Genomic DNA, 22,445 nt, shown 5'->3' on the forward strand with positions numbered 1-22,445 from the left:
GCTCAACCCTCGAGCACCAGCCGCAGCTGCTCCAGCGCCCAGTCGATCTCGGTCGCGCGGATCACGAGCGGCGGAGCGATGCGGATCGTCTGACCGTGGGTGTCTTTCACGAGCACGCCGCGCTCCATCAGCTTCTCGCTGATTTCGCGTCCGGTGCCTCGCTCGGGATCGATGTCGACACCAGCCCACAGCCCCGCAACACGGATGCCAATGACACCGTTGCCGACGAGCTTCTCCAGCCCGGACTCGAGGTGCGCGCCAAGCGCGCGGGTACGCTCCTGGAACTCGCCGGTCTCCAGCAACTGCACCACACGCAGGCCGACGGCCGCGGCCAGCGGATTACCCCCGAAGGTCGAACCGTGCTCGCCGGGTCGAATGACGCCCAGCACATCGCGGTTGCCGACCACGGCCGACACCGGCAGGATGCCGCCGCCGAGCGCCTTGCCGAGCAGGTAAAGATCCGGAACGACGTCCTCACGATCACACGCGAAGGTCTCGCCGACGCGGCCGAGTCCGGCCTGGATCTCATCGGCGATGAACAGCACATTGCGCTCATCGCAGAGCTCACGGATGCGGCGCAGATACCCCTCCGACGGGATGATGACGCCGGCCTCGCCCTGGATCGGCTCAACCAGGATGGCCGCAGTGTCATCCGTGATGGCTGCGGCGATGGCATCCGCATCTCCGAACGGCACCACGTCGAAACCTGGCGTGTACGGGCCGAAGTCGTCGCGGGCCTGCTCGTCGTCGCTGAAGCTGACGATGGTCGTCGTGCGGCCGTGGAAGTTGCCGGCCGCCACGATGATGCGCGCCTTCTCAGGCGCGATGCCCTTGACCCGGTAGCCCCACGCGCGAGCGACCTTGATGCCTGTTTCGACGGCCTCCGCGCCGGTGTTCATCGGCAGCACGAGGTCCTTGCCGCACATCCGCGCGAGCGCCGCAGCGAAGGGCTCGAGACGGTCGCTCATGAACGCGCGACTGACGAGAGTGACCCGGTCGAGCTGCTCGGTCGCCGCAGCGATGAGCGTCGGATGCCGGTGGCCGAAGTTCACGGCCGAGTAAGCCGCGAGCAGGTCTAGGTAGCGCTTGCCCTCAGTGTCGGTGACCCAGGCACCCTCACCCGACGCGATCGTCACGGGTAGCGGGTGGTAGTTCTCGGCGACGTGGGACTCTGTGTTCGTGGGGGCTGAAGTCGTCATGCCTGCTCCTCCTCTGCCGCGCGCAGCTCGAGCGTGCAGCACTTGATGCCGCCGCCGCCGAGCAGCAACTCGGACAGGTCGACGGTGATGGGGTTATAGCCGCGCTCGCGCAACTGCGCTTCGAACCCGACCGCACGCGGCGAGATGATGACGTTGTATCCGTCGCTGGCGGAGTTGAGGCCGAAGACTGATCCGTCCTCGTCCGACACCAGAATGGCGTCCGGAAAACGCTCCTCGAGGATCGCCCGACTCGCGTCATCGAACGCTCCTGGCAGATACGCGATGTTCGCGCGCCCCGGACCGCCGTTCTCGACACCCTGCACCGGATCAAGCACGGTGAGAGCGGTATCGAGGTGGTAGAAACGTGGGTCGACGAGGTTCAGTGAAATGACCTCGCGGCCGAAGATCTCACCTACCTCGCGGTGGCTGTCGCCAGTGGAGCGAAAGCCGGTGCCGGCGAGGATCACGTCGCCGACGAGCAGGAAGTCGCCTTCTCCTTCGTTGACCTCTTCCGGCAGGGTCGTGTCGTAGCCATTCGCACGGAACCAGTCCGCGAACGCGGGCGCTTCTCCGGCACGCTCAGTGAAGCGGAACTTCGGCACGTAGGCACGGCCGCCGATGACGAAACCGCCGTTGGCCGTGTAGACCATGTCCGGGTAGTCGGCGAGAGATTCGATGAGCTCGACCTCGTGGCCGAGCTGAATGTACAGGTCGTACAACTTCTGCCACTGCGCGACGGCCTTCGTCGTGTCCGTCGGCTTCGCCGGCTCCATCCACGGGTTGATCGTGTAGCTGACCGTGAAATGCTCCGGCCGGCACATCAGATAGCGGCGGTGCTGCGCCGTGCGGACCGGGGCGGGTGCGGTGATCGTTTCTGGCGTCGACATCATTCTCCTTGAGAGGGATGCGGCGGACGCTGTCCAGGGGCCAGGCGGAAGTTCGACCCTCCGCTCATTACCGAGACGAGGGGGAAGATGCGACGCTGGCACGCCATGTCTTATTGTGGCACCCGCATCTGTGTGCGCGCCAGAGGCGCGTCAGTCTCGTGGCAGGAGCGGATCGAGTCTGCGCAGACCGGGGATGCCGTCGAACGCAGGATCCGAGGATGCGATCGTCTCGATCCCGTACGCGAGCGCCGTGGCAGCGTGCACGGCGTCGCGACCGCGCACTTCGGTCGACTCGATGAGCGCGAGAGCGGTCTCCAGAACCTCGTGATCGAAGTTCAAGATAATGAGATAGCGTGCGATGTCACGCGCATCCGCCACCGCCTGCGCCTGTCCCGTCCTGCGCATCCGATGGAAGACCACTTCTTGCACCATTTCGGTACTGGCATAGGCCCGGCCGGTCCCGCTCCACAGCTCACGAAGAAATGCACGACACCGGCTGCGGTGAGGTTCGACCTCTCCCAAGGAATGCAGAACAACTGTTGCATCGACGAGCACAGCGCTCTCGCTCATCGGATTGATTCGATCAGTCATGGGATGTCGCGTAACGACGGCCGATCCAGCAAATCTTCCTTATGCAGTTGCCATTCTTCCTGCGTCATCGCCGGCATCGGATTCCGATCAGCACGCTCGAACAGCCGCTCGAGCGCTGCCAGCGCGTCAGATCGCTTACGGTCCCGCCAACCGTCCAGCGCCTGACGGATGTACGCGCCCATGCTCATGCGGTCAGCCGCGGCATCCGCTTCCAATTGGGCGTACTGCTCGGCTGAGAACAGCACTTGAACTCGCTTCTCCAAAGTAGCCATGCACTGATGCTACGCCGACCTGCACATACCTGCACATACCTGTGCAGGTCCGCAGCGGCGGGGTTCACTTTCGGGCTCAGATGACCTCGACGCTCCAGTCGTCCGGGTTACCAAAGCGATGCGCGGTGATGCTGATCGCCTGCTCGTGCACGAAGGGCAGCAGTTCGATGCGACCAGCCGACGTCACCTCGCCGTCGTATACGGCGAGATCAGGGTCGCCACCGACAGCCTCGGCCAGCGCGCGATGCACGGTGGCCACGGCATCCCTCGTGCCGACCAGACGCACCCGATGCGCACGATGCTCGACCGCGGGATTGAGCACGTCGGCCGGATCGTCGCTGCGCGACATCCGCTCGATCCACTGCTCATCACTTTCGACCGCGACCGAAACCTTCAACTCCGACAGCACTCGACGCACGTCAGCCGGCAGCCCGACCGGCGTACTCAGGAAGAATCTCGCACCGGTGCGAATCGCGGCGATCACCACCCGCAGCAGCTCGTGCCATGCGGCATCCCCGGACGCCCGGATCATCACCGGCACCGGACGATACCGGAAAAGGTTGCGCTCGACGCCGAGCTGCGCGACATCGCGCACCTGTCCGAACTCGCGGTCCCAGGCGACGGCATCCGAAAGCGCGGCACGGCGCAGCCATTCGAAGCTCTCGAAGTCCAGCGAGGGCTGCGCTGCCTCGATCAGCTCCGTGATCCGGGTGTCGAGGCCCCGCAGGTGCAGGGTGCTGGACGCCTGCCCGCCGCCGCGCGATCGCCATGACCCAAGCCCGATGAGGTAGTTCGGGCCGCCCGCCTTGGTGCCGGGGCCGACCGAGGAGCGCTTCCACCCACCGAAGGGCTGACGCTGCACGATGGCGCCGGTGATTCCGCGGTTCACATACAAGTTTCCGGCCTGCACCCGATCGAGCCACTCGGACAGGTCATCGGGGTTCTGCGTGTGCAGCCCCGCCGTCAGCCCGTACTCCACCGCGTTCTGCAGTTCGATCGCACGGCCGAGGGTGGGCGCGTGCATGATGCCGAGCACCGGCCCGAAGAACTCCTCAAGGTGAAAACGCGAGCCCCCTTGCACACCGACGCGGATGCCAGGGCGCCACAGCCTTCCGGTTTCATCCCCATCCACACGCGAAGGCTTGATCAGCCACTGCTCATCACCCTCGAGCTCGCTGAGCGCCCACGCGAGTTTGCCTTGCGGCTCCTCGATCACCGGTCCGACCTCTGCGAGTGGATCGCTCGGCCATCCGACGTGCAGCGAGCGCACGGCATCCACCAGCTGACGCGCGAAGCGCTTGGACCGACCGACCGGGCCGACGAGAATCGCGAGAGAGGCCGCAGAGCACTTCTGCCCGGCATGCCCGAACGCACTCTTGACCAGGTCGGCGACGGCGAGATCCAGGTCTGCCGATGGTGTGATCACGATCGCGTTCTTGCCGCTGGTCTCCGCGAGCAGCGGCAGATCCGCGCGCCAAGAACGAAACAGTGCCGCCGTTTCCCATGCGCCGGTGAGGATGACCCGATCCACCGCGTCATGTGAAATGAGCTGTCGACCGAGCTCGCCCTCTTCGATGTCAGCGAGAGTGAGGACGTCCCGCGGGACTCCTGCTTCCCAGAGCGCCTCGGCGACGACTGCCGCACACCTGCGAGCCTGCGGCGCCGGCTTGAAGACGACGCCAGAGCCTGCGGCGAGCGCTGCGAGCACTCCTCCGGCGGGGATCGCGATCGGAAAGTTCCACGGCGGCGTGACCACGGTGACGCGTGCGGGCTCGAAACTGGCGCCGGCAACGGCATCCAGCTCTCGTGCCTTCGCCGCGTAGAAACGGGCGAAATCGACCGCTTCGCTGACCTCGACGTCACTCTCGGCCAGCACCTTGCCCGTTTCGGATGCCGCGACCTCGATGAGTTCCGCGCGACGAGACTCGAGCGCGACGGCCGCCCGTATCAACGTCTCGGCCCGCTCTGATGCCGGGCGGGTTCCCCATGCGGATGCCGCAGCGCGTACTCGAGCGATCGTCCTCTCCAACGCTTCGGGATCGGTGATCCTCGATTCGCGCAGCGTGACGTCGCCCGCCGTGGACGTCTCGATGCGGGAGCGGATTTCCTGCGCCCATTTCCTGTTCGCCGGCAGTGCGGGGTCGCTGTCGGCGGTGTTCGTGAAACCGGGTGCCCCCGCGGAGTCGGAGTCCATCTCGCGCTTGGAGTACACAGCGGTCTCAACGAAGGGCTCTCCACCGGATCCGCGGGCGATGCCGAGCACGACGTTTGTGAGGTCGGCATCCTCGACGTGCGCTGCCGGCGATGGCCGCAATGACTCATGTACCGGAGTCTGGCGATTCTGCGTACGACGAGGGACGATCCGCAGCGTCCGGTCCGCAGAGCGGGCCAGTGCGCGAATGAAACGATCGCGCTCCCGATCAAACAGGCTCTCGTCGGTGTGCAAGTGGAACGCCGCAGAGAGGAAGTTCGCAGGCTCGGCGTTCTCTTCGAGTCGTCTGACGAGGTAGCTGATCGCGACGTCGAACTCATCGGGCTTCACGACCGGCACATACAGCAGCACCTGCCCGACCTCGCGGGAGACAGCTTCTACCTGCCCCTGCGCCATGCCCAGCAGCATTTCGAACTCGACCTCGTCTCGCACACCCCGCTCGCCTGCCAACAACCAGGCGTATGCGATGCCGAACAGGTTGTGACCGGCCACGCCGATTCGCACGGCCGCGATGTTCTCCGGACGGAGCGCCTCATCGAGCATCCGCAGGTAGTTCGCGTCGGTGTCGAGCTTGGTCTCGTAGGTGGCCAGTGGCCACCCGTGCATCGCGGCATCCACTCGCTCCATCGCAAGATTCGCACCCTTGACCACACGGATCTTGATTGCAGCGCCATCGTGCTCGACTCGATCCTTCGCCCACGCCGTCAGCTCGCGCAGCGCAGAGAGCGCATCGGGCAGATAGGCCTGCAACACGATGCCGGCCTCGAGCAATAGCAGGCGTGGATCCTCGAGGATGCGCGTGAACACCGCGATGGTCAGATCGAGGTCGCGGTACTCCTCCATGTCGAGATTGATGAAGGTTCCGGTCTTGGCGGCCGTGACGTACAGCGGCAGAAGCCGCTCGACCACCCTGTCGACGATCTCATCGAATGCCCACAGCGAGATATGACTGATGACGGATGAAACTTTCACTGAGACATAGTCGACATCCTCCCGCCGGATAAGTTCATGGATGCCGTCCCGCCGCCGTTGCGCTTCGGCTTCACCGAGCACTGCCTCGCCGAGCAGGTTGAGGTTCAGCCGTGCGCCGCTGCCGCGAAGCTTCTCGATCGCGGCGCCGAGCTTGGCCGGTCGCGCATCGACGATGAGGTGCCCGACCATGTCACGCAGAACGCGCCGGGCGATCGGCACGACCGGCGACGGCATCAGCGGTGCGACACCACCACCAAGGCGCACGGCGCCGCGCAGATACCAGGGCAGGAAGCCGGGAACGATCGGTGCGATGCGCTGCAGCTGGGATGCGGCGGCCGCGAGGCTCTCGGGCCTCATGACGCCGTCGACGAATCCGAGCGTGAAGGGCAGGCCGTTCTCATCCTGCAACATATCGGCGAGTCGAGCGGCAGCCGGATCGACCTCTGCATCGGCTGCTTCGGCGACCCAACGGCGTGCGAGTTCGACCGACTGATCGGCGAGCGAGGCCGCGCCTGGCGCTGACGACTCTGACATATGTTCAGCCTAAGAGCGAGGTATCCCCTCGGAGCGGTGACACACAGTGGCGAGGATGCTTCTTCTCTGGTTTGCCGCGTTCTATGCTGGATCCGTGACACCGGCCGAGGGGGACAGACCGGCCGCGGGAGAGCAGAGTCTCGCCGCGGCGCTCGGCGGCAGTTCCTCCGCGACCAAGCCGGGCACCCCGATCACCCCCGGCGGGCCCGCCGGAGCCGGTTCCACCTCACGCGCGGCCGCGACCGTTGCAGCTACGGCCACGATGCCAGGGGCTGCGCCTGCGGCATCCGGAGGCAAGCGCACCCTCGCCCAGCGCGCCATCGACCGGGTGCCGGTGAAATGGCTCAGCACCGCGGCGCTCGCGGTATTCCTCGGTGTGACGGCCCTGTTCGGCGGACTCGAATCGGTACCGACGCCGGAGACGCCGGTGATCGCAGCCGGCGACACGTTCATCGGCGGTGAGCTCGAGATGACTCCAGTGCGTCTGACGGTGATCGACAAGCTGGGCAGCACAGGCGTCTTCCCCATACCTGGCGAACAGCGCATCCTCAGCCTCGTCATGGATGTCCGCAATATGAGCGAGTTCGCACGGGCATCCAGCACGGACAGCGTGTTGGGGCTGACAAGAGTCGAAGGACTGCAGGATGTCCTCGAAACCACCGAGCTGACCGAGCTGCAGGTGATGAGCGGGATCTCACCCTCGGTCGCACGCCTTGACGACGGTACCTTCGGCCCCTGGCTGCAGCCGGAGATTCCGGTGCGCGTCGTGCTCAGCTGGGCGGTGCCAGTGGGCGCATTCAGCGACGGCGACACGATGCGCCTCGCGCTACCGACGTCGACCCGCCGCATGGGTCAGTCCGTCCTCTACGGCGTCTACTGGTCCGACCAGTACACCGGCGCCTACGCCGACCTCGCGATCGAGGACCTCGGGAAGGGGGAAGCGGAATGAATCATCTGAAGATCTGGCTGGCAACCATCGTGCTGCTCGCCGCTGCTGGTGTCGTGTCCGCCATCGCCCCCGCTGAGGATGCCGAGGTTGCCGCATTCGTCGTCAGTGGCGAGATCGGCGAGCAGGTGACAGGGCGCGATCTCATCGCCACGGTGACCGATGTCCGCACCACGACCACGGTGACCGGCGACGAAGATCACAACGGGGACACCACCTGGACCGCCGACGGGAACTGGCTCATCGTCGATCTGGATGCCGCGAGCGTGACCGGCCCGCGGACCACGTACATCACCGGCGCTGTCAATCTCGGAAGCGCAATGTTCGAACTCGACGGGCGCGAGTACCGCGCGACCGAGCGCGCGCCATCGATGCTCAATGTGCGACTGAACCCTGGTGTCCCCCGACATGGATCCGTGGCCTTCGAACTACCAGAACTCGCCGGCACCGGCGTGCTGAAGCTGTCGCTCAGCACCGACACCAGGATGGACTCGGTGCTCGAAATCCCGATCGATCTCGACGAGATCAGTCCGCTCTCCGAGGCGCAGGTCATCGGGCCGGAGTGGATCCGATGACCGGCTGGTGGCGGCGCAACGCCGTGGCACTCGGAGCCCTCGTTGTGCTCACCCCTGTCACTTTCGGCGCCATCACTTGGGACGGCTGGCAGGACCACAACCTGTTCACGAACACCATCCCGATCGACGTCGCCGACGGCGACAGCATGGAGCTCATCGACACGACCTGGGGACCTGTCCGGGCATCCGAGATCACCGACACCTCCGGTTTCGACATGCCAACGGATGCGCGGATCATCGCCGCCGCGATCACGGTCGATCCGCACGGCGATGCGCCGTCCTGCTCCGCGCCGACCCTCGTGCAGCAGAGCACCGGCATCCGTTTTCCCGAATCTCGCTTCCAGCTCGGTCTGCTCTCATCCAGCGAGGAGCCGACGAGCTGCGTGACGGACGGCGAGAACAGGGTCGCGTCCTACGAGATGATCGTGCCGTTCATCGTGCCAGCCGACGCCGAAGGGCCGTTCTGGGTGGAGATCGCTTCGGTAGATGCCATCCCCTCGGTGATCCGCTTCTCAATCGATCCCTGATCGGACTTCTTGCGCAGTCGACCCAGCGTGCTGTCATAGGCGCCGCTGACGACGGCTATGCGCACCGGTTCGAGCAGGAAGGGTACGACGAGGAACAGCGCGGGACCATACGCCCGCCAGAAGTCGTTCAGATCCTGCGGGCCGACGATGCGGCTGAGCAGCCATTGCAGCGAGGGGTCAAGTGCCAACACGATCGTGTACAGCAGCACATATGAGGCGATGAGCACGGGCCCCGCCCGCCACATGAGCACGAGCGCGTTCACGATGGGACGGAAACGGGAGGTGAACTCGCCCGCGAGCTCACCGAGCCAGCGCACGACGGTATTCGGCAACTTCTTCAGCCGCTTCTGCGTGGTCGCGGTGAACCTCTTCTGGAATCCCGGCTGCTCGGCCTCGATCGCCTGCCCGTAGATGACGCCGGCGATGGTCAGCCAGGCCAGTGGCTGCACGAGGAGGCCCGCGATATTGCCCGCGACGACGCCGATAGCATCCCACAGCCACGCGATCGGAACCAGCCATGCGCCGAGCCAGTCCCGGATGTCACCGAGCCACACCATCGCGACCCGCGAATCGACCCACTCGCCGAGGGCGGCGAACCCGCCGGCGATGAGGTAGAGCGAGAAGAACACCCAGACGGCCTCGAAGTAGACCGCGAGCAGAGTCGTCCACTTGGGCAGCTTTGCGCCGAAACGTTTGAACGCCCAGCGGGCGGAGAATGCGGAGACGATCGTGAACAGCGACAGCACGGTCACGTTCAGTTCGAGGACAGCGCCACCTTCGAGGGAGTCTGTCCCGTCGACGACCGCCTGCCAGGCGAGCCCCGATCTGATCGCCAGCGCCCGCTGCGCATAGGAGTCGACGTCGTCCTGCAGGAATCCCCAGGCCGTGTAGATCGCGAAGAACGGCAGGATGCTGGCGAGCAGGGTCACCGCGAAGGTACGACGCCGCTCGACGCCGCTTTCCGGCAGCGGGGCGATCGCCTGTAGTTCGCGCAGTGCGTCTCGGACGACGAGGAACATCGCCACGAAGGCGATGAGCTTCGCGAGAATCGCCAAGGGCAGCAGTAGGAAGCCGATCGCTGCGCTCGTCGCCCCGGCGTACGCGGCGCCGATGATGCCGAAGTAGTGCACCAGCGCGCCGCCGAGATACCACGCCAGCAGCGCCGGCCAGCGGGCGAGGAGCACACGGCCGATGGAAGCGAGAAGCGTCAGCACGAGTCCACGCTAGTGCCGGTGGTAGCAGCGACGCCACACGCCTCGCTCAAGACCAGGTACTGGGCGCGTCCGCGCGCGTGGGTGGCAGGGCGGATGCCGCGGCCCACTCGTGCACCCACTGCTCAACGTCCGGCAGGCCCTCTGGACGCCCGATGGCGGCAAACAGCTCCTGATGCGAGAGCGTGCCTCCGCTTCGTTTCAGCATCCGCGCCCTGACGATCGCCTTGGCGTAGATCTCACCGTCGACCACGGCACGGTGCTCAAGGTAGATCGCCTTGTCGTCGTGGCCGAGCAGGCGCGATTCGACGTCGAAGCGTTGCCACAGCTCGAGGGATTTGCGGAACGTGACGGTCTCGGAAGACACGACGGCGTACCAGCCGTGGCGTTTCATCGCACCGCTCATCCCGGTGCGCACCAGCAGATCCCAGCGGCCCAAGTCGAACAGCGACAGGTAACGGCCGTTGTTCATGTGCCGAAGCACGTCGAGGTCGGTGGGCAGCGTCGTCACGCGCACGCGCCCCACTTCCGTGGACGCGAGGCGTCCTTCCTTGCGCAGGCGACGGCGCGCGTTCCACATCACAAGCAGGGTCCGCCAGATCACGTTCACGAGGTTCGATCGTAGTCACCGGCGCATGAACTGCGCACTCCTTTGTGGATATCGCACAGGAGCGTCGCTCGATTTCGCCTTAGCGCGGGTCGCGCGTAGAGTCGCGGCATGAGCGCCGAAGCCCAGCCTGAAGTCATTGTCCGTCCGGTCCGTGATGTTGATTCGGAGGCCCTAGGTCGCGTGCACGCCAAGTGCTGGCACGAGACCTACGATCACCTGATCAGCAAGGCCGCCCTCGAGAAGGTCTCCCCTCGTCGCCTCGCCGAGCTGTGGACACACTGGGCCGCACAGGGCGACGACTTCCACATGAGCGCTGCGCTCGTCGACGGCGAGATCGTCGGCTTCGTCGGCTCTGGCCCCGCGCGCGACAAGGATTCTCCCGCGTTCCGCGAGCTGTACTTCATCTACCTGCTGGGCGAATGGCACTCCACCGGTCTCGGTCAGAAGCTGTTCGATGCCGCTGTCGACAAGGACGAGCCGCTGTATCTCTGGGTCGCCGAGGACAACCCCCGCGCCCACCGCTTCTACGAGCGCAACGGGTTCACACTCGATGGCGCGAGCCACACCGAGCCGTTCCTCGGCGAGCAGCTGACCGAAGTCCGCTTCGTACGCTGAGCGCGGGTCACCCCGGCGCTCTTCTGCCGGGGCCCCGCGTTAGCGCGTGGATTCAATGAAGCGCAGTAGCTCCGTCGTGAACACGTCGTTGTCATCGCCCGCGATCATGTGACCCGCGGCCTGCACTTCAACGGCCTGCGCATGCGGGATGAGCTCCTGCATCTCCTGCAGACCCTCGTCACTCACGATGTCGGACTGCGCGCCGCGCACCAGCAGAGTGGGCGCGGTGATGTTACGGGCCGCCGCGACCGCACGCTCGCGCCCGATCTCGCGCTCCGGTTCAGTGCCACGGGACATCACCTTCGGGTCCCAGTGCCAATGCCAGCGTCCGTCTGGGCGCTGCACGAGGTTCTTGCGCAGCCCGTCGAGCGACTTCGGGCGCGGCCGGTGCGGGTTGTACGCGGCGATGGCATCGGATGCCTCTTGGAGCGAGGCGAATCCGTTCGGAGCACTCGACATGAATGTCTGGATGCGGCGTGCCCCCTCAGCTTCGACCTTCGCCACAATATCGACCAAGACGAGTGCACGAGCGAGCGGACCATGCTCCCCCTCAGCAATGAGAGAGGTCATGCCACCCATCGATGCGCCGACGAGAACGGGCGCCTCGCCGATCTGCTCAATGATCTTGAGAACATCACCGACCAGCGCTGACACGGAATAATCACCCGTCGGAGAACGGTCACTTTCACCGTGCCCACGGGCATCGAAGGCGTACGAGGACCACCCTGCCTCGGCGAGCCACTCCCCTGTGCGACGCCACGAGTGCCGACGCTGGCCGCCGCCGTGCAGCAGCAGCACGCTGCCGTGCGCGTCCGCCTGTACCGGCCAATGATCGCCGGTCAACGTGATGCCGTCACTGCGCACACGCATCGACTGCGGCCGATCGAGAGCTGCGGACATCAACGCGCGGAGACCGTGCCGAACAGCTTTGCGATCGGTGCGAGCACGAGCGGTCGCGCGGCGACCCATGCGATGGCGATGACGACGAGGGATGCCACGAGCATCCAGAACCCGGTCCAGTTGTCTGCGTAGGCGATGCCGTCGACGGAGCCCTGCGCGGCATACATGTGGTTGAGGTTGCGCAGCGCACCGGTGGCGAGCACCAGGGCGACGTGGACGAAGATGAAGACCACGAAGTAGAGCATCACCGGGAAGTGCAGTGCCCGCGCCAGCTCGACCGGGTACGCCTTGTTCAGCTTCGCGGCGTTCTTCGGCCACAGCCCGCTCATCCGCACACCAGTGATCGCGGCGAGAGGAGCGGCGATGAAGATCGTCGTGCCGTAGGCGAGCTGCTGCAGGGAGTTGTAGTTCACCCAACCGTTCTCGGTCGGCCAGTCCAGCGACACGTACTGCAGCACAGCCGACAGCGCGTTCGGGAAGACCTCCCAGCTGGTGGGGATGACCCGCATCCACTGCCCCGTGACGAACAGCAGGATCACGAAGACGATGCCGTTCACGAGCCACAGGATGTCGAGCGCCTGGTGGAACCAGAGCGTCAGACTGATCTTGGTCTTGCCGTTGCCGCGTGCGGTCCAAAACGCGGTCGGGCGCTCGTCATGGCGCACGCTGAGCCCGGATCGGATGATCAGCACGATCAGGAACACGTTGAAGAAGTGCTGCCAGCCCAGCCAGCTCGGGAAGCCCACAGGAGCGCCCTCGGGCAGGTGATACTCGCCGGGGTAAGTCTGTAGGAAGTCCTGCATGCCCGACAGGCTCAGCAGCCAGCGCACGAACAGCACGGCCATGGCCGCAGCGCCCAACAGACCGATGCCGCCAACGATGACGGCCCCCGCCCACTGCCCCTTGGTGAAAGGGCCCATACGCACCGGCTCCGGGACGGGAGCCGGACGGGCGAAGGCATACTCGCCCGCGAAGACCGTGCGCCGGAAAGGCAGCGGAGCACTCACGTCAACCGGCGTCACGGCCGTCGCTGCATCAACAGCTACCGCAACGGCTGTCGTCGCGGACGGCGCCGTCGCGGGCGACACTGTTGCCTCGGGTGCCGCGGTCGCGACAGCGGCGATCTGTGCGCTCGTGCCGGCGGGCGGCCAAGGCTCGCCACCGGTCGTGCGCGGGAGCCCACGACGCACGGCGGAACCTCCGCCGGCCGGGGCCGGCGCGGTAACCGCCGGAGCGCTGGAGGCGTGGACGGGCGCGGCACTCGGGGTGCTCGTAGCGGGCGCGTCAACAGACGCAGCAACTGGGCTGCTTACTGCAGGCGCAGCGACCGAAGGCGCAGCGACGGAAGGCGCGGCGACCGAAGGCGCGGCGACCGAAGGCGCGGCGGCGGAAGCGGCACCGACCGAAGGCGCAGCGTCAGACGGAGGCCACGGCTCGCCACCGGGCGTGCGAGGCAGTCCTCGACGCACGCCGCTGGCCGCAGCCGGGGCAGCAGACGCGGCCACAGGCGCCGACGACTGAGCGACAGCCGCAGTCTCGACAACGGGCGCAGCAGCATCCGCTACCGGCGCAGCCACCGAAGCAGCATCCGCTACCGGAGCAACCTCGGCAGCGGTATCCACCACCGGAGCATCCGCCGTCTCGACGTCACCGGCCGGCGGCCATCCGTCGCCGCCGACAACGCGGGGAAGCCCCCGACGCAGCTTCTGCGCACCCATCGTTCGCTACTTCTTCCGCGCTTCGAGCGCGGCGATCACCTGTGGCACGACGGTGAACAGATCACCGACGATGCCGAAGTCGGCGACGTCGAAGATCGGCGCTTCGCCGTCCTTGTTGATCGCGACGATGTTCTTGGCGGTCTGCATCCCGGCACGGTGCTGGATCGCACCGGAAATGCCGAGCGCGATGTAGAGCTGCGGCGACACCGAGACGCCGGTCTGACCGACCTGGTGCGCGTACGGGATGTAGCCGGCATCGACCGCTGCTCGAGAGGCGCCGATGGCAGCCCCCAGCGCATCCGCGAGCTGCTCGACGAGCACGAACTTCTCCTTCGACCCGAGGCCGCGGCCACCGGAGACGACCTTCGCGGCACCCCGCAGATCAGGACGAGACGACTCGACCTCAATGACCTCCGTGGCACCCGCGGTCGCGGCAGTGGATCCGGATGCCGTGACCTCAAGTGCCTCGACAGTCGGCGAGGCGACGGCCTCGGCGCGCGCATCCACCGCACCCTGACGAACCGTAATGACAGGCGCACCGAAGGTGGGCGCGGAATCCACAAGGTACGCGCCCCCGTAGACAGAGTGCTGCGCGACGATGCCCTCGTCATCTCGGGAGACGCCGACCGCGTCAACCGAAAGTGCGAGCCTCTCGCGCACCGCAAGACGGCCCGCGACATCGCGGCCCGTGATCGAGTTCGACACCAACACGGCGTCGGGCTGCACGCGCTGATAGGCCGCCTGCAGAGCATCCACGAGCGGCACGGTGAGAGATGCGGCATCCGCGTCGGCAGTCAGCACAACGGATGCGCCGGCAGCGGAGGCGGCATCCATTGCGCTCTGCGAGCCACCGGGCACCAGCGCGACCGGTGAGCCGATCAGCGATGCGGCGCCGATGAGCGCGGCAGTAGAACTTGCCGCAGCGCCGGTGGGCGTCACGTCCACCAGGACGAGGATCGACTTGTCGGGGTAGCTCATCGTCGTCACACCAGCCTGTTCTGCACGAGGAACTCGACCAGCTTGGCGCCGGCGTCACCCTCATCGGTGATCTTCACGCCCGCCGCACGCGGGGGCTTCTGGGAAATGGTCGTCATGATCGCGCGCGGCGCCGCGGCAGGATCAGCCGAGACACCGAGGTCATCGAGCGACAGCACCTCCAGCGGTTTCTTCTTCGCGGCCATAATGCCCTTGAAGTTCGGGAACCGCGCATCCGGCAGCGCCTCGGTGATCGAGATCACCGCAGGGAACGACACGGAAACGGGCTGCGAGCCATCGTCAGCAGCGCGCGTACCCGAGACACCCTCGGCGGTGATCTCCACCGCGTTGAGGGCAGTCGCCTGCGCGTAGCCGAGGTGCTCCGCCAACATCGACGGGATCACACCACCGGAGCCATCGGTGGAGAGGTTTCCGGTGATGACCAGATCAGGCTCGGCACGGCGGATCGCCGCAGCCAGCGCCTCGGCGGTCAAACCCAGATCGGCACCGGCCAACTGCTCATCAACGATGTGCACAGCGGATGCCGCACCGATCGCAAGCGCACGGCGAAGCGACGCCGTCGAAGACGCGGGAGCCATCGTGAGCGCCACAACCTCGGTGCCCTCTGACTTATCGGCATACGACAGCGCAACCTCAAGAGCGCGCTCAGTGATCTCATCGAGGACCACATCACCCGCCGCACGATCGGCCAAACCTGTTTCCAGATTCAGCTTGCGATCGCCATAGGTGTCCGGCACCTCTTTGACCAAGACGAAGATCTTCATCGACTACTCCTCACGACACCGCTGAGTCTAGCTATATCTCGTGCTATGTAGCCAATCCAGGCCATAACCCCCGAACTGACTCCCAAAACGGCGGCCTAATGTATACAGAACGAACAATTCATCCGCACGACGCACTTCCCGGTACCGTGGACTTCGTGGCCCAACCTCGTCCGCTCCCGATCGACCCTCTCGCCGAGGCGAAGCGTCAGTGGATCTCGCACGGGTGGACGGATGCCGCAGACGGCATGGCGGTCGTGACCTCGATCATGCGCGCCCAGCAGTTGCTGCTCGCACGAGTGGATACATCCCTCAAACCTTTCGGGCTTTCCTTCGCGCGTTTTGAGGTGCTCCGGCTGCTCGCCTTCAGCCGCTCGGGTCGCCTCCCGCTGTCGAGCGTCGTCGCGCGCCTTCAGGTGCACCCCACCACGGTCACGAGCACGGCCGACCGGCTGGTGCGCGATGGACTGATCCTGCGCGAGCCGCATCCTCACGATGGACGCGCGGCGATGCTGGCGCTCACCGATGCTGGGCGCGATCTGGTGGAGCGGGCGACTACGGCTCTCAATGCACAGGTATTCAACGAACCGGGCGTGAACCACGCCGATGCCGCCGATCTCGTGTCGATCGTCGCCCGTCTGCGTAAGGATGCCGGGGACTTCACCGATCCGCGCCCGCAGCCGGATCCGCTCTGATGGCGGAGTTCGTGCTGGAGCGGGTCATCCGCGCAACGCCTGCGGAAGCGTTCGCGGCATCCCTCGATCCGGCACTTCATGTCGAGTCCATGGCGCGCTACGGCGAGACGATGACTTCCGGTCCTGCCGGAGGCACATTCACTGAGGGATCAACGGTCACCTGGCGCGCGCGGCACTTCGGTGTGCCGTTCCACCTCAGCTCGATCGTGTTCGACATCGACCCGCCGCATCGGTTCTGCGACGAGCAGACGAAAGGTCCGTTCGGCGCATTCCATCACGAACATCTGTTCCTGGAGCATCCGGACGGCACGCTGATGCGCGACACGGTGACCTTTCGCTCGCCGTTCGGACCGATCGGCAGGCTTGTCGACCGCCTCTTCATGCGGGAGTACATGCGCCGGCTGATCTCCGAACGCAACGAGTTGCTCGCTGCATCCCTTGAGCGCTGAGACCGAGAACGCACAAACCGCCCTTCCCGCCTCGCCGGAAGGACGGTTTGCGTGTTCTCGATCCTGGATGCGTGCCTGACGCGCCAGCGTACGCGCACCGCAACATCCGCTGCGTAAGGCACCACGTCCTCGTTGGTGTCTCACGCAGCGGACGTAGCCAAACCCTGCGGCTGGCGTCTCAGCTGTTCGTGAAGTTCGGCGCCCGCTTCTCACGGAAGGCAGACATGCCCTCCTTCTGATCCGCAGTGTCGAACAGCGCGGCGAAGGCATCCTTCTCGTGCGCGAGCCCCTCCGCGAGCGGCGTCTCCATCGCCGCATCCAGCGCAGCCTTCGCCGCATAGACCGAAGGCAGACTCTTCGACGCGATCGTTTCGGCAAGCTTCGTAGCTTCTGCAAGAAGATCGGATGCCGGAACCACACGCGACACCAAACCCGCACGCTCCGCTTCCTCGGCACCCATGATGCGGCCAGAAAGAACGAGCTCGGCGGCCTTGTAATAGCCCACGGCGCGGATGAGTCGCTGCGTCCCACCCATCCCAGGGATCACCCCGAGATTGATCTCCGGCTGCCCGAACTTCGCGGTGTCGGCGGCCAGGATGATGTCGCACATCATCGCCAGCTCGCATCCGCCGCCGAGCGCGAAGCCGCTCACGGCAGCGATCACGGGCGTGCGAACTGCGGCGAAGTCGCTCCATGCACCGAAGTGGTCGGTCTCGCGCATCTCGGCGGCCGACATCGACTCCATCTCCTTGATGTCGGCGCCCGCGGCGAATGCCTTCTCCGACCCGGTCACCACGATCGCGCCGACCCCGTCATCCGCATCGAAGGCGACCGCCGCCGCAGTGACCTCCTGGGAGAGCTGGGCATTCAGGGCATTCAGCGCCTGCGGCCGGTTGAGGGTGATCCACCCGACGCGGCCTCGCTGCTCGACCAGGATCGTCTCGTACTCAGTCATCTCGTTCCCTTCACCGCTTCATTGTGGTTCGTCCAGTGTCCGTGGTTCTCGTCCAGTATCGCCGCATCCCCGTCACCTCGACACGCTCTGCAGTGCCTCGTTCCAGAAGATGCCCACCATGGTGGGCTGCACGGCGACCGTGGCGACGGCGACCACCCTGCGGACGCGACGCCCGTCATCGAGCTGTCGCAGCACGCAGTCCGCCAGGTCGACCCTGGAGGTGTATCGCCCGGCGAGACAATCGTCAGCTGTGCGATAGTCCGTGACATCGGCAGTGTGGAAGAGCGCACCAGGGCGCACGATCGTCCAGTCGAGAGCGGATGCCGTGACCAGCTGCTCCATCCGCAGCATGTCGGCGTAGACCGTCCGACCGAGCGTGGCGACCACGAGCGGCTTGAGCATCTTCTCGAACAGGAATCCTCCGCCCGTGTCGCGTGAGCGTAACGCGGGATCCGTGCCGCTCGAGCTCACGCACACGAGGCGGCGCACGTCGTGCTGCGCCATCGCGCGCACAATGTTCGTCATCCCCGCCGAGTACAGCGAGACACGTCGGAATGTATAAGGAACACCGAGCATCGAGAGCACGACGTCGAGGTTATCCGGGTCTGCTTTTACGCATCGGTCACAGATCAGCAGAAGACGCGTCACGAATATCGGTGATGATGCCGGAGAAATCGCGCCCCGCGCCATCCCCCGCGGCAAACGTCGCGTAGATCTGCTGGGCGAGCATACCCATCCTGGCATCCGTCCCCGTGCCCTCGATCGACTGCAGGGCGAGCCCGAGATCCTTCGCCATCAACGCGCCCGCGAAGCCCGGCTGATAGTCACGGTTGGCGGGACTCGTCGGCACCGGCCCCGGTACCGGACAGTTCGTCGTGATCGACCAGCACTGACCCGACGCCTGCGAGACGACGTCGAACAGCGCCTGATGCTCCAGCCCCAGCCGCTCCCCCAGCACGAATGCTTCGGCGACAGCGATCTGCGACACCGCCAGGATCATGTTGTTGCACACCTTCGCGGCCTGCCCGAGGCCAGGGCCGCCGCAGTGCACGATGCGCTTGCCCATCGCTTCGAGCAGCGGCAGTGCCGTGGCGAAATCCTCTTCCGAACCACCAACCATGAACGCCAGAGTCCCGTTCTCGGCGCCAACGACGCCACCCGAGACCGGAGCATCGATGTTGCGATGCCCGGCAGCGACGGCCAGCGCATGCGCAGTCTGGGCCTCCTCCACGGCGATCGTGGATGATTCGATGAACAGCGTGCCTGGCCGAGCCGCCGCCAACAGCCCGCCTTGATACGCCTCGATGACATGCTTGCCTGCGGGGAACATCGTGATCACGACATCGACGCCTGCCGCAGCATCCGCGGCGCTTTCGGCGATCGGGATTCCGGCCGCCAGCGCTGCCTCGATCGCCGAAGGCACGAGGTCGAAGCCGCGCACGTCATGGCCAGCCTTCATCAGGTTGACAGCCATCGGCATACCCATGTGGCCGAGGCCGAGAAAACCGATTCTGGTCATCATGCACTCCTCGGGTGTTCGTTCGCGGCGCTTCGCATCGATGCGGATCCGGCCGGGCGAAGCATCTCTCGGCCGACGATCAGCCGCATGATCTCGTTGGTTCCCTCCAGTATCTGGTGCACGCGCAGATCGCGCACCACCTTCTCAATCCCGTAATCCTGCAGGTACCCGTAGCCACCGTGCAGCTGGAGGGCCTGGTTGGCGACATCGAACCCGGCATCCGTGGCGAAGCGCTTGGCCATCGCACACCGCATCGTGGCATCCGGAGCATTCTCGTCGACCGCCTGCGCGCCGTCCCTGACCATCAAGCGCGCGGCCTGCAACTCGGTGCGCATGTCGGCGATGGTGAACAGGATCGACTGTTTCTCTGCCAGAGGTTCTCCGAACGCGACGCGCTCCTGCACGTACTGCACCGCACGATCGAGTGCCCACTGCGCGCCGCCCAGCGAGCACGCCGCGATATTGAGGCGACCGCCGTTGAGCGCCGACATGGCGATCGCGAAACCGCGGCCTTCGTCGCCCAGCATGGCGGATGCTGGCACGCGCAGTCCGTCAAAGATGACCTGCCGTGTGGGCTGAGCGTGCCAGCCCATCTTCTTCTCGAGCGCCCCGAAGCTGAGGCCATCGGCATCGGCGGGGACGAGGAACGCGCTGATCCCGCGCGCCCCACTGTCGGCATCGCCCGTGCGCGCTATGACGACGTAGACGCCCGATTCACCTGCGCCCGAGATGAACTGCTTGACCCCGGTGAGCACGTACTCGTCCCCATCGCGGCGAGCGCTCGTGGCGATGGCAGCAGCATCCGACCCCGCGCCGGGCTCGGTGAGGCAGTAGCTTCCGAACTCCGTCATGGCTGCGAGCTTCTCGATCCACTCGCCACGCTGCGCATCGTCACCGTACGTATCGATCATCCAGGCGACCATGTTGTGGATAGAGATGTACGCCGCGATCGTCGGGTCGCCCTTGGCGAGTTCCTCGAAGATCGCCACGGTGTCGACGCGGCCGAGCCCGGTGCCACCCGACTCCTCGCGCACATAGATACCGCCGAGGCCCAGTTCACCCCCGCGACGTAGCGCCTCACGTGGGAACTCGTGCTTCTCATCGCGCTCGATCGCGTAGGGGGCGAGTTCAGTTTCGGCATACTCGCGCACGGCACCGAGGATCGCTTCTCGCTCCTCGGCCGTGGTGACAGTGGCGGTGATGGTCATGGCTGGCTCCTCAGCTCATCGTGGGGATGACGAAGCTGGCACCTTCACGAACGGTGTCCGAGAGCCATCTGCTCGTCACGGTCTTGGTTTTCGTGTAGAAGCGGAAGGCATCGGTGCCGTGCTGATTCAGATCGCCGAACCCTGACTTCTTCCATCCTCCGAAGCTGAAGTAGGCGATCGGCACGGGAATCGGCACGTTGACACCGACCATGCCGACGTTGACGCGTGCGGTGAAGTCACGGGCGGCGTCGCCGTCGCGAGTGAAGATCGAGACGCCGTTGCCGAACTCATGATCGGATGCCATGGCCAGCGCCTGCTCGTAATCCGCGGCGCGTGCGATCACGAGCACCGGACCGAACACCTCTTCGCGGTAGATCGCCATGTCGGTCGTGACGTGATCGAACAGCGTCGGGCCGAGATAGAAGCCCGCCTCATGACCGGGCACGGTGAAGCCTCGGCCGTCAGCCAGCAGCGTCGCACCCTCGTCGACGCCCTGCTGGATATAGCCCTCGACGCGTTCGACCGCCGAGCGCGCGACGAGCGGGCCATAGTCGACACCCTCGGCAAGCGAGGGCCCGACCCTCAGCTCTGCCACTCGTTCGGCGAGCTTCGCCGCCAGCGCGTCTGCCGTCTCTTCGCCGACCGGGACCGCGACGGAAATCGCCATGCAACGCTCTCCCGCAGAACCGTATCCTGCGCCGATGAGCGCATCGGCAACCTGGTCGAGGTCGGCATCCGGCATCACGACCATGTGGTTCTTCGCTCCGCCGAAGCACTGCGCGCGTTTGCCGTGCGCAGCAGCAGTGGAGTAGATGTACTCGGCGATCGGAGTCGAGCCGACAAAGCCCACCGCCTGGATGCGCGGATCGGTGAGCAGCGTGTCGACCGCTTCCTTATCGCCGTGGACGACGTTGAAGACACCGGCCGGCAGACCCGCTTCGTGGAAGAGTTCTGCGAGCCGCACCGGCACGGAGGGGTCGCGTTCGCTCGGCTTGAGGATGAAGGAGTTGCCTGCGGCGAGCGCGGGACCTGCCTTCCACAACGGGATCATCGCCGGGAAGTTGAATGGAGTGATCCCGGCGACGACGCCGAGCGGCTGGCGCATCGAGTAGACGTCGATGCCGGTGCCCGCGCCAGTGGCGAACTCCCCCTTCAGTAGATGCGGGGCGCCCGCGGAGAATTCGATGACTTCCAGCCCGCGCTGAATGTCGCCCTTCGCATCGTCGAAAGTCTTGCCATGCTCGCTGGAGAGCAGACGTGCCAGCGAATCCATGTCACGATGCACGAGATCAAGGAAACGCAGCAGCACACGAGCGCGCTTCTGCGGATTCGTCGCGGCCCACGCGGGTTGCGCGGCCTCGGCATCGTCGATCACTCGACGAACGTCGTCGGCCGAGGCGAGCGGTACACGTGCCTGTACGGCTCCCGTGCTCGGGTCGAACACGTCACTGAAGCGTCCGGCATCCGGGGTGAGGAGCGATCCGCCTACGAAATGGGGGATGGTACGAGTCATTATGCGATGTCCCTTCGTGCCGTCGTTGGCACGATGACCAGATTACTCTGGCATCCTGAGATTTACTAGGGTGCCCTTGCATTTCGCTTGTGCTCGCCGCTGACCAGGACTCAGAGGTAGTCGTCGGGATGGAGCTGGCGCACCCCTCGCGAATGCACGATGAACTGCGCGCGCAGCGGGATGTCGAGCTTCTGCGCCGATTCAGCCATCGCCTGCGCCCAGGCTCGATCATCCTTCGAGACGGCGCTCGAACCGCCCCGCTCCCACGCGAGGACCACGCTGGCGTTGCCGGTCATCTCCCGCAGCATGCCCGCGCGATGCATGAGCACGTGCGCCTCGGTCACCTGGCCGAGATCATCGATCTCCACCACGTTGCTCGGGTCATCGGGGTAGTCGGCCATGGGCATGAGCGGGTCGCCGAGGCATCCGCGATCATCCATGAACATCAGCCACATCTGCCGCCTGTTCGCGCGCTGCAGCAGCACTTCCAGCACGTCACGCAGGTCATCATCGCGGTCAAGTACCCGACTCTTGAGGGGGTTGGTTGTTTCAGTCATGCCCACGATGATGACCGATTTAA

General features: G+C 65.7%; 23 protein-coding genes. 6 read left to right on the plus strand and 17 right to left on the minus strand.

Annotated elements, in window-relative coordinates:
* Window positions 1-2 precede the first annotated feature (2 nt).
* The 5 genes from rocD to ACSU04_RS12205 all read right to left on the minus strand — a co-directional run bounded on the left by rocD (window position 3) and on the right by ACSU04_RS12205 (window position 6,667).
* Complete coding sequence (gene rocD / locus ACSU04_RS12185; protein WP_439289692.1) at window positions 3-1,199, minus strand: ornithine--oxo-acid transaminase; 1,197 nt, start codon at window positions 1,197-1,199, stop codon at window positions 3-5.
* Window positions 1,196-2,086: a dimethylargininase gene (ddaH, locus tag ACSU04_RS12190; RefSeq protein WP_439289693.1), complete on the minus strand. Its 891-nt coding sequence runs from the start codon at window positions 2,084-2,086 to the stop codon at window positions 1,196-1,198. Before ddaH ends, rocD begins: the two co-directional genes overlap by 4 nt.
* Before the next feature lie 150 nt (window positions 2,087-2,236).
* The gene (locus tag ACSU04_RS12195; protein ID WP_439289694.1) at window positions 2,237-2,677 is read right to left on the minus strand and encodes a type II toxin-antitoxin system VapC family toxin; all 441 of its coding nucleotides are present in this window, start codon (window positions 2,675-2,677) and stop codon (window positions 2,237-2,239) included.
* Window positions 2,674-2,949 (minus strand): hypothetical protein, encoded by a 276-nt coding sequence (locus ACSU04_RS12200; protein ID WP_439289695.1) that lies wholly within the window; start codon window positions 2,947-2,949, stop codon window positions 2,674-2,676. Before ACSU04_RS12200 ends, ACSU04_RS12195 begins: the two co-directional genes overlap by 4 nt.
* Window positions 2,950-3,025: 76 nt before the next feature.
* Window positions 3,026-6,667 carry a proline dehydrogenase family protein gene (locus ACSU04_RS12205; RefSeq protein ID WP_439289696.1) on the minus strand — a complete coding sequence of 1,214 codons (3,642 nt, stop codon included), beginning with the start codon at window positions 6,665-6,667 and terminating at the stop codon, window positions 3,026-3,028.
* Between the two features lie 94 nt (window positions 6,668-6,761).
* Between ACSU04_RS12205 and ACSU04_RS12210 the strand changes: the two genes are divergently transcribed.
* The 3 genes from ACSU04_RS12210 to ACSU04_RS12220 are packed head-to-tail and all read left to right on the plus strand — an operon-like array spanning window position 6,762 to window position 8,715.
* Entirely contained in the window at window positions 6,762-7,616 is an 855-nt protein-coding gene (locus ACSU04_RS12210) for a hypothetical protein (protein WP_439289697.1), read from the plus strand.
* A complete protein-coding gene (locus tag ACSU04_RS12215) occupies window positions 7,613-8,188 on the plus strand; it encodes a hypothetical protein (RefSeq protein WP_439289698.1) in 576 nt (191 codons plus the stop codon). The genes ACSU04_RS12210 and ACSU04_RS12215 overlap by 4 nt, the downstream gene beginning before the upstream one ends.
* On the plus strand, window positions 8,185-8,715 hold the full coding sequence (locus ACSU04_RS12220; protein ID WP_439285232.1) for a hypothetical protein: 531 nt from the start codon (window positions 8,185-8,187) through the stop codon (window positions 8,713-8,715). Before ACSU04_RS12215 ends, ACSU04_RS12220 begins: the two co-directional genes overlap by 4 nt.
* On the opposite strand, the gene ACSU04_RS12225 is transcribed toward ACSU04_RS12220, so the two are convergent.
* A complete protein-coding gene (locus tag ACSU04_RS12225) occupies window positions 8,601-9,929 on the minus strand; it encodes a hypothetical protein (RefSeq protein ID WP_439285230.1) in 1,329 nt (442 codons plus the stop codon). The two genes, ACSU04_RS12220 and ACSU04_RS12225, sit on opposite strands and share 115 nt — an antisense overlap.
* Before the next feature lie 46 nt (window positions 9,930-9,975).
* Window positions 9,976-10,536: an acyl-CoA thioesterase gene (locus tag ACSU04_RS12230; protein WP_439289699.1), complete on the minus strand. Its 561-nt coding sequence runs from the start codon at window positions 10,534-10,536 to the stop codon at window positions 9,976-9,978.
* Window positions 10,537-10,644: 108 nt separating this feature from the next.
* Here ACSU04_RS12230 and ACSU04_RS12235 point away from each other — a divergent pair, with 108 nt between their 5' ends.
* Window positions 10,645-11,151 carry a GNAT family N-acetyltransferase gene (locus ACSU04_RS12235; RefSeq protein WP_439285226.1) on the plus strand — a complete coding sequence of 169 codons (507 nt, stop codon included), beginning with the start codon at window positions 10,645-10,647 and terminating at the stop codon, window positions 11,149-11,151.
* Window positions 11,152-11,190: 39 nt separating this feature from the next.
* On the opposite strand, the gene ACSU04_RS12240 is transcribed toward ACSU04_RS12235, so the two are convergent.
* Genes ACSU04_RS12240 through ACSU04_RS12255 form a run of 4 tightly spaced genes read right to left on the minus strand, consistent with a single transcriptional unit; the run spans window position 11,191 to window position 15,529 of the window.
* The gene (locus ACSU04_RS12240; protein WP_439289700.1) at window positions 11,191-12,051 is read right to left on the minus strand and encodes an alpha/beta fold hydrolase; all 861 of its coding nucleotides are present in this window, start codon (window positions 12,049-12,051) and stop codon (window positions 11,191-11,193) included.
* Complete coding sequence (locus ACSU04_RS12245; RefSeq protein WP_439289701.1) at window positions 12,051-13,769, minus strand: cytochrome b/b6 domain-containing protein; 1,719 nt, start codon at window positions 13,767-13,769, stop codon at window positions 12,051-12,053. The genes ACSU04_RS12240 and ACSU04_RS12245 overlap by 1 nt, the downstream gene beginning before the upstream one ends.
* A gap of 6 nt (window positions 13,770-13,775) precedes the next feature.
* Window positions 13,776-14,747: an electron transfer flavoprotein subunit alpha/FixB family protein gene (locus ACSU04_RS12250; RefSeq protein WP_439289702.1), complete on the minus strand. Its 972-nt coding sequence runs from the start codon at window positions 14,745-14,747 to the stop codon at window positions 13,776-13,778.
* A 5-nt stretch (window positions 14,748-14,752) separates the two neighbouring features.
* Window positions 14,753-15,529 carry an electron transfer flavoprotein subunit beta/FixA family protein gene (locus tag ACSU04_RS12255; protein ID WP_439285220.1) on the minus strand — a complete coding sequence of 259 codons (777 nt, stop codon included), beginning with the start codon at window positions 15,527-15,529 and terminating at the stop codon, window positions 14,753-14,755.
* Between the two features lie 155 nt (window positions 15,530-15,684).
* Between ACSU04_RS12255 and ACSU04_RS12260 the strand changes: the two genes are divergently transcribed.
* Window positions 15,685-16,221 carry a MarR family winged helix-turn-helix transcriptional regulator gene (locus ACSU04_RS12260; RefSeq protein WP_439285219.1) on the plus strand — a complete coding sequence of 179 codons (537 nt, stop codon included), beginning with the start codon at window positions 15,685-15,687 and terminating at the stop codon, window positions 16,219-16,221.
* Window positions 16,221-16,670, plus strand: coding sequence for an SRPBCC family protein (locus ACSU04_RS12265; RefSeq protein WP_439289703.1), 450 nt, complete (start codon window positions 16,221-16,223; stop codon window positions 16,668-16,670). Before ACSU04_RS12260 ends, ACSU04_RS12265 begins: the two co-directional genes overlap by 1 nt.
* Before the next feature lie 178 nt (window positions 16,671-16,848).
* On the opposite strand, the gene ACSU04_RS12270 is transcribed toward ACSU04_RS12265, so the two are convergent.
* The 6 genes from ACSU04_RS12270 to ACSU04_RS12295 all read right to left on the minus strand — a co-directional run bounded on the left by ACSU04_RS12270 (window position 16,849) and on the right by ACSU04_RS12295 (window position 22,422).
* Window positions 16,849-17,625, minus strand: a complete 777-nt coding sequence (locus ACSU04_RS12270; RefSeq protein WP_439289704.1) for an enoyl-CoA hydratase-related protein — start codon at window positions 17,623-17,625, stop codon at window positions 16,849-16,851.
* Window positions 17,626-17,697: 72 nt separating this feature from the next.
* Entirely contained in the window at window positions 17,698-18,273 is a 576-nt protein-coding gene (locus tag ACSU04_RS12275; protein WP_439289705.1) for an NAD(P)-dependent oxidoreductase, read from the minus strand.
* Window positions 18,248-19,144 (minus strand): 3-hydroxyisobutyrate dehydrogenase, encoded by an 897-nt coding sequence (gene mmsB / locus ACSU04_RS12280; RefSeq protein ID WP_439289706.1) that lies wholly within the window; start codon window positions 19,142-19,144, stop codon window positions 18,248-18,250. Before mmsB ends, ACSU04_RS12275 begins: the two co-directional genes overlap by 26 nt.
* Entirely contained in the window at window positions 19,144-20,352 is a 1,209-nt protein-coding gene (locus ACSU04_RS12285) for an acyl-CoA dehydrogenase family protein (RefSeq protein WP_439289707.1), read from the minus strand. Before ACSU04_RS12285 ends, mmsB begins: the two co-directional genes overlap by 1 nt.
* A 10-nt stretch (window positions 20,353-20,362) precedes the next feature.
* Entirely contained in the window at window positions 20,363-21,865 is a 1,503-nt protein-coding gene (locus ACSU04_RS12290) for a CoA-acylating methylmalonate-semialdehyde dehydrogenase (protein WP_439289708.1), read from the minus strand.
* Window positions 21,866-21,975: 110 nt separating this feature from the next.
* Entirely contained in the window at window positions 21,976-22,422 is a 447-nt protein-coding gene (locus tag ACSU04_RS12295; RefSeq protein WP_439289709.1) for a hypothetical protein, read from the minus strand.
* Window positions 22,423-22,445: the final 23 nt, after the last annotated feature.

The sequence above is a fragment of the Microbacterium sp. A84 genome (assembly GCF_051842815.1).
Taxonomy (GTDB): domain Bacteria; phylum Actinomycetota; class Actinomycetes; order Actinomycetales; family Microbacteriaceae; genus Microbacterium.

Bases quoted from the DNA above. Each gene is read 5' to 3' on its own strand.
- rocD (WP_439289692.1), bottom strand. From the start codon at position 1,199: ATGACGACTTCAGCCCCCACGAACACAGAGTCCCACGTCGCCGAGAAC.
- ddaH (WP_439289693.1), bottom strand. From the start codon at position 2,086: ATGTCGACGCCAGAAACGATCACCGCACCCGCCCCGGTCCGCACGGCG.
- ACSU04_RS12195 (WP_439289694.1), bottom strand. From the start codon at position 2,677: ATGACTGATCGAATCAATCCGATGAGCGAGAGCGCTGTGCTCGTCGAT.
- ACSU04_RS12200 (WP_439289695.1), bottom strand. From the start codon at position 2,949: ATGGCTACTTTGGAGAAGCGAGTTCAAGTGCTGTTCTCAGCCGAGCAG.
- ACSU04_RS12205 (WP_439289696.1), bottom strand. From the start codon at position 6,667: ATGTCAGAGTCGTCAGCGCCAGGCGCGGCCTCGCTCGCCGATCAGTCG.
- ACSU04_RS12215 (WP_439289698.1), top strand. From the start codon at position 7,613: ATGAATCATCTGAAGATCTGGCTGGCAACCATCGTGCTGCTCGCCGCT.
- ACSU04_RS12220 (WP_439285232.1), top strand. From the start codon at position 8,185: ATGACCGGCTGGTGGCGGCGCAACGCCGTGGCACTCGGAGCCCTCGTT.
- ACSU04_RS12235 (WP_439285226.1), top strand. From the start codon at position 10,645: ATGAGCGCCGAAGCCCAGCCTGAAGTCATTGTCCGTCCGGTCCGTGAT.
- ACSU04_RS12240 (WP_439289700.1), bottom strand. From the start codon at position 12,051: ATGTCCGCAGCTCTCGATCGGCCGCAGTCGATGCGTGTGCGCAGTGAC.
- ACSU04_RS12245 (WP_439289701.1), bottom strand. From the start codon at position 13,769: ATGGGTGCGCAGAAGCTGCGTCGGGGGCTTCCCCGCGTTGTCGGCGGC.
- ACSU04_RS12250 (WP_439289702.1), bottom strand. From the start codon at position 14,747: ATGAGCTACCCCGACAAGTCGATCCTCGTCCTGGTGGACGTGACGCCC.
- ACSU04_RS12255 (WP_439285220.1), bottom strand. From the start codon at position 15,529: ATGAAGATCTTCGTCTTGGTCAAAGAGGTGCCGGACACCTATGGCGAT.
- ACSU04_RS12265 (WP_439289703.1), top strand. From the start codon at position 16,221: ATGGCGGAGTTCGTGCTGGAGCGGGTCATCCGCGCAACGCCTGCGGAA.
- ACSU04_RS12270 (WP_439289704.1), bottom strand. From the start codon at position 17,625: ATGACTGAGTACGAGACGATCCTGGTCGAGCAGCGAGGCCGCGTCGGG.
- mmsB (WP_439289706.1), bottom strand. From the start codon at position 19,144: ATGACCAGAATCGGTTTTCTCGGCCTCGGCCACATGGGTATGCCGATG.
- ACSU04_RS12285 (WP_439289707.1), bottom strand. From the start codon at position 20,352: ATGACCATCACCGCCACTGTCACCACGGCCGAGGAGCGAGAAGCGATC.
- ACSU04_RS12290 (WP_439289708.1), bottom strand. From the start codon at position 21,865: ATGACTCGTACCATCCCCCATTTCGTAGGCGGATCGCTCCTCACCCCG.
- ACSU04_RS12295 (WP_439289709.1), bottom strand. From the start codon at position 22,422: ATGACTGAAACAACCAACCCCCTCAAGAGTCGGGTACTTGACCGCGAT.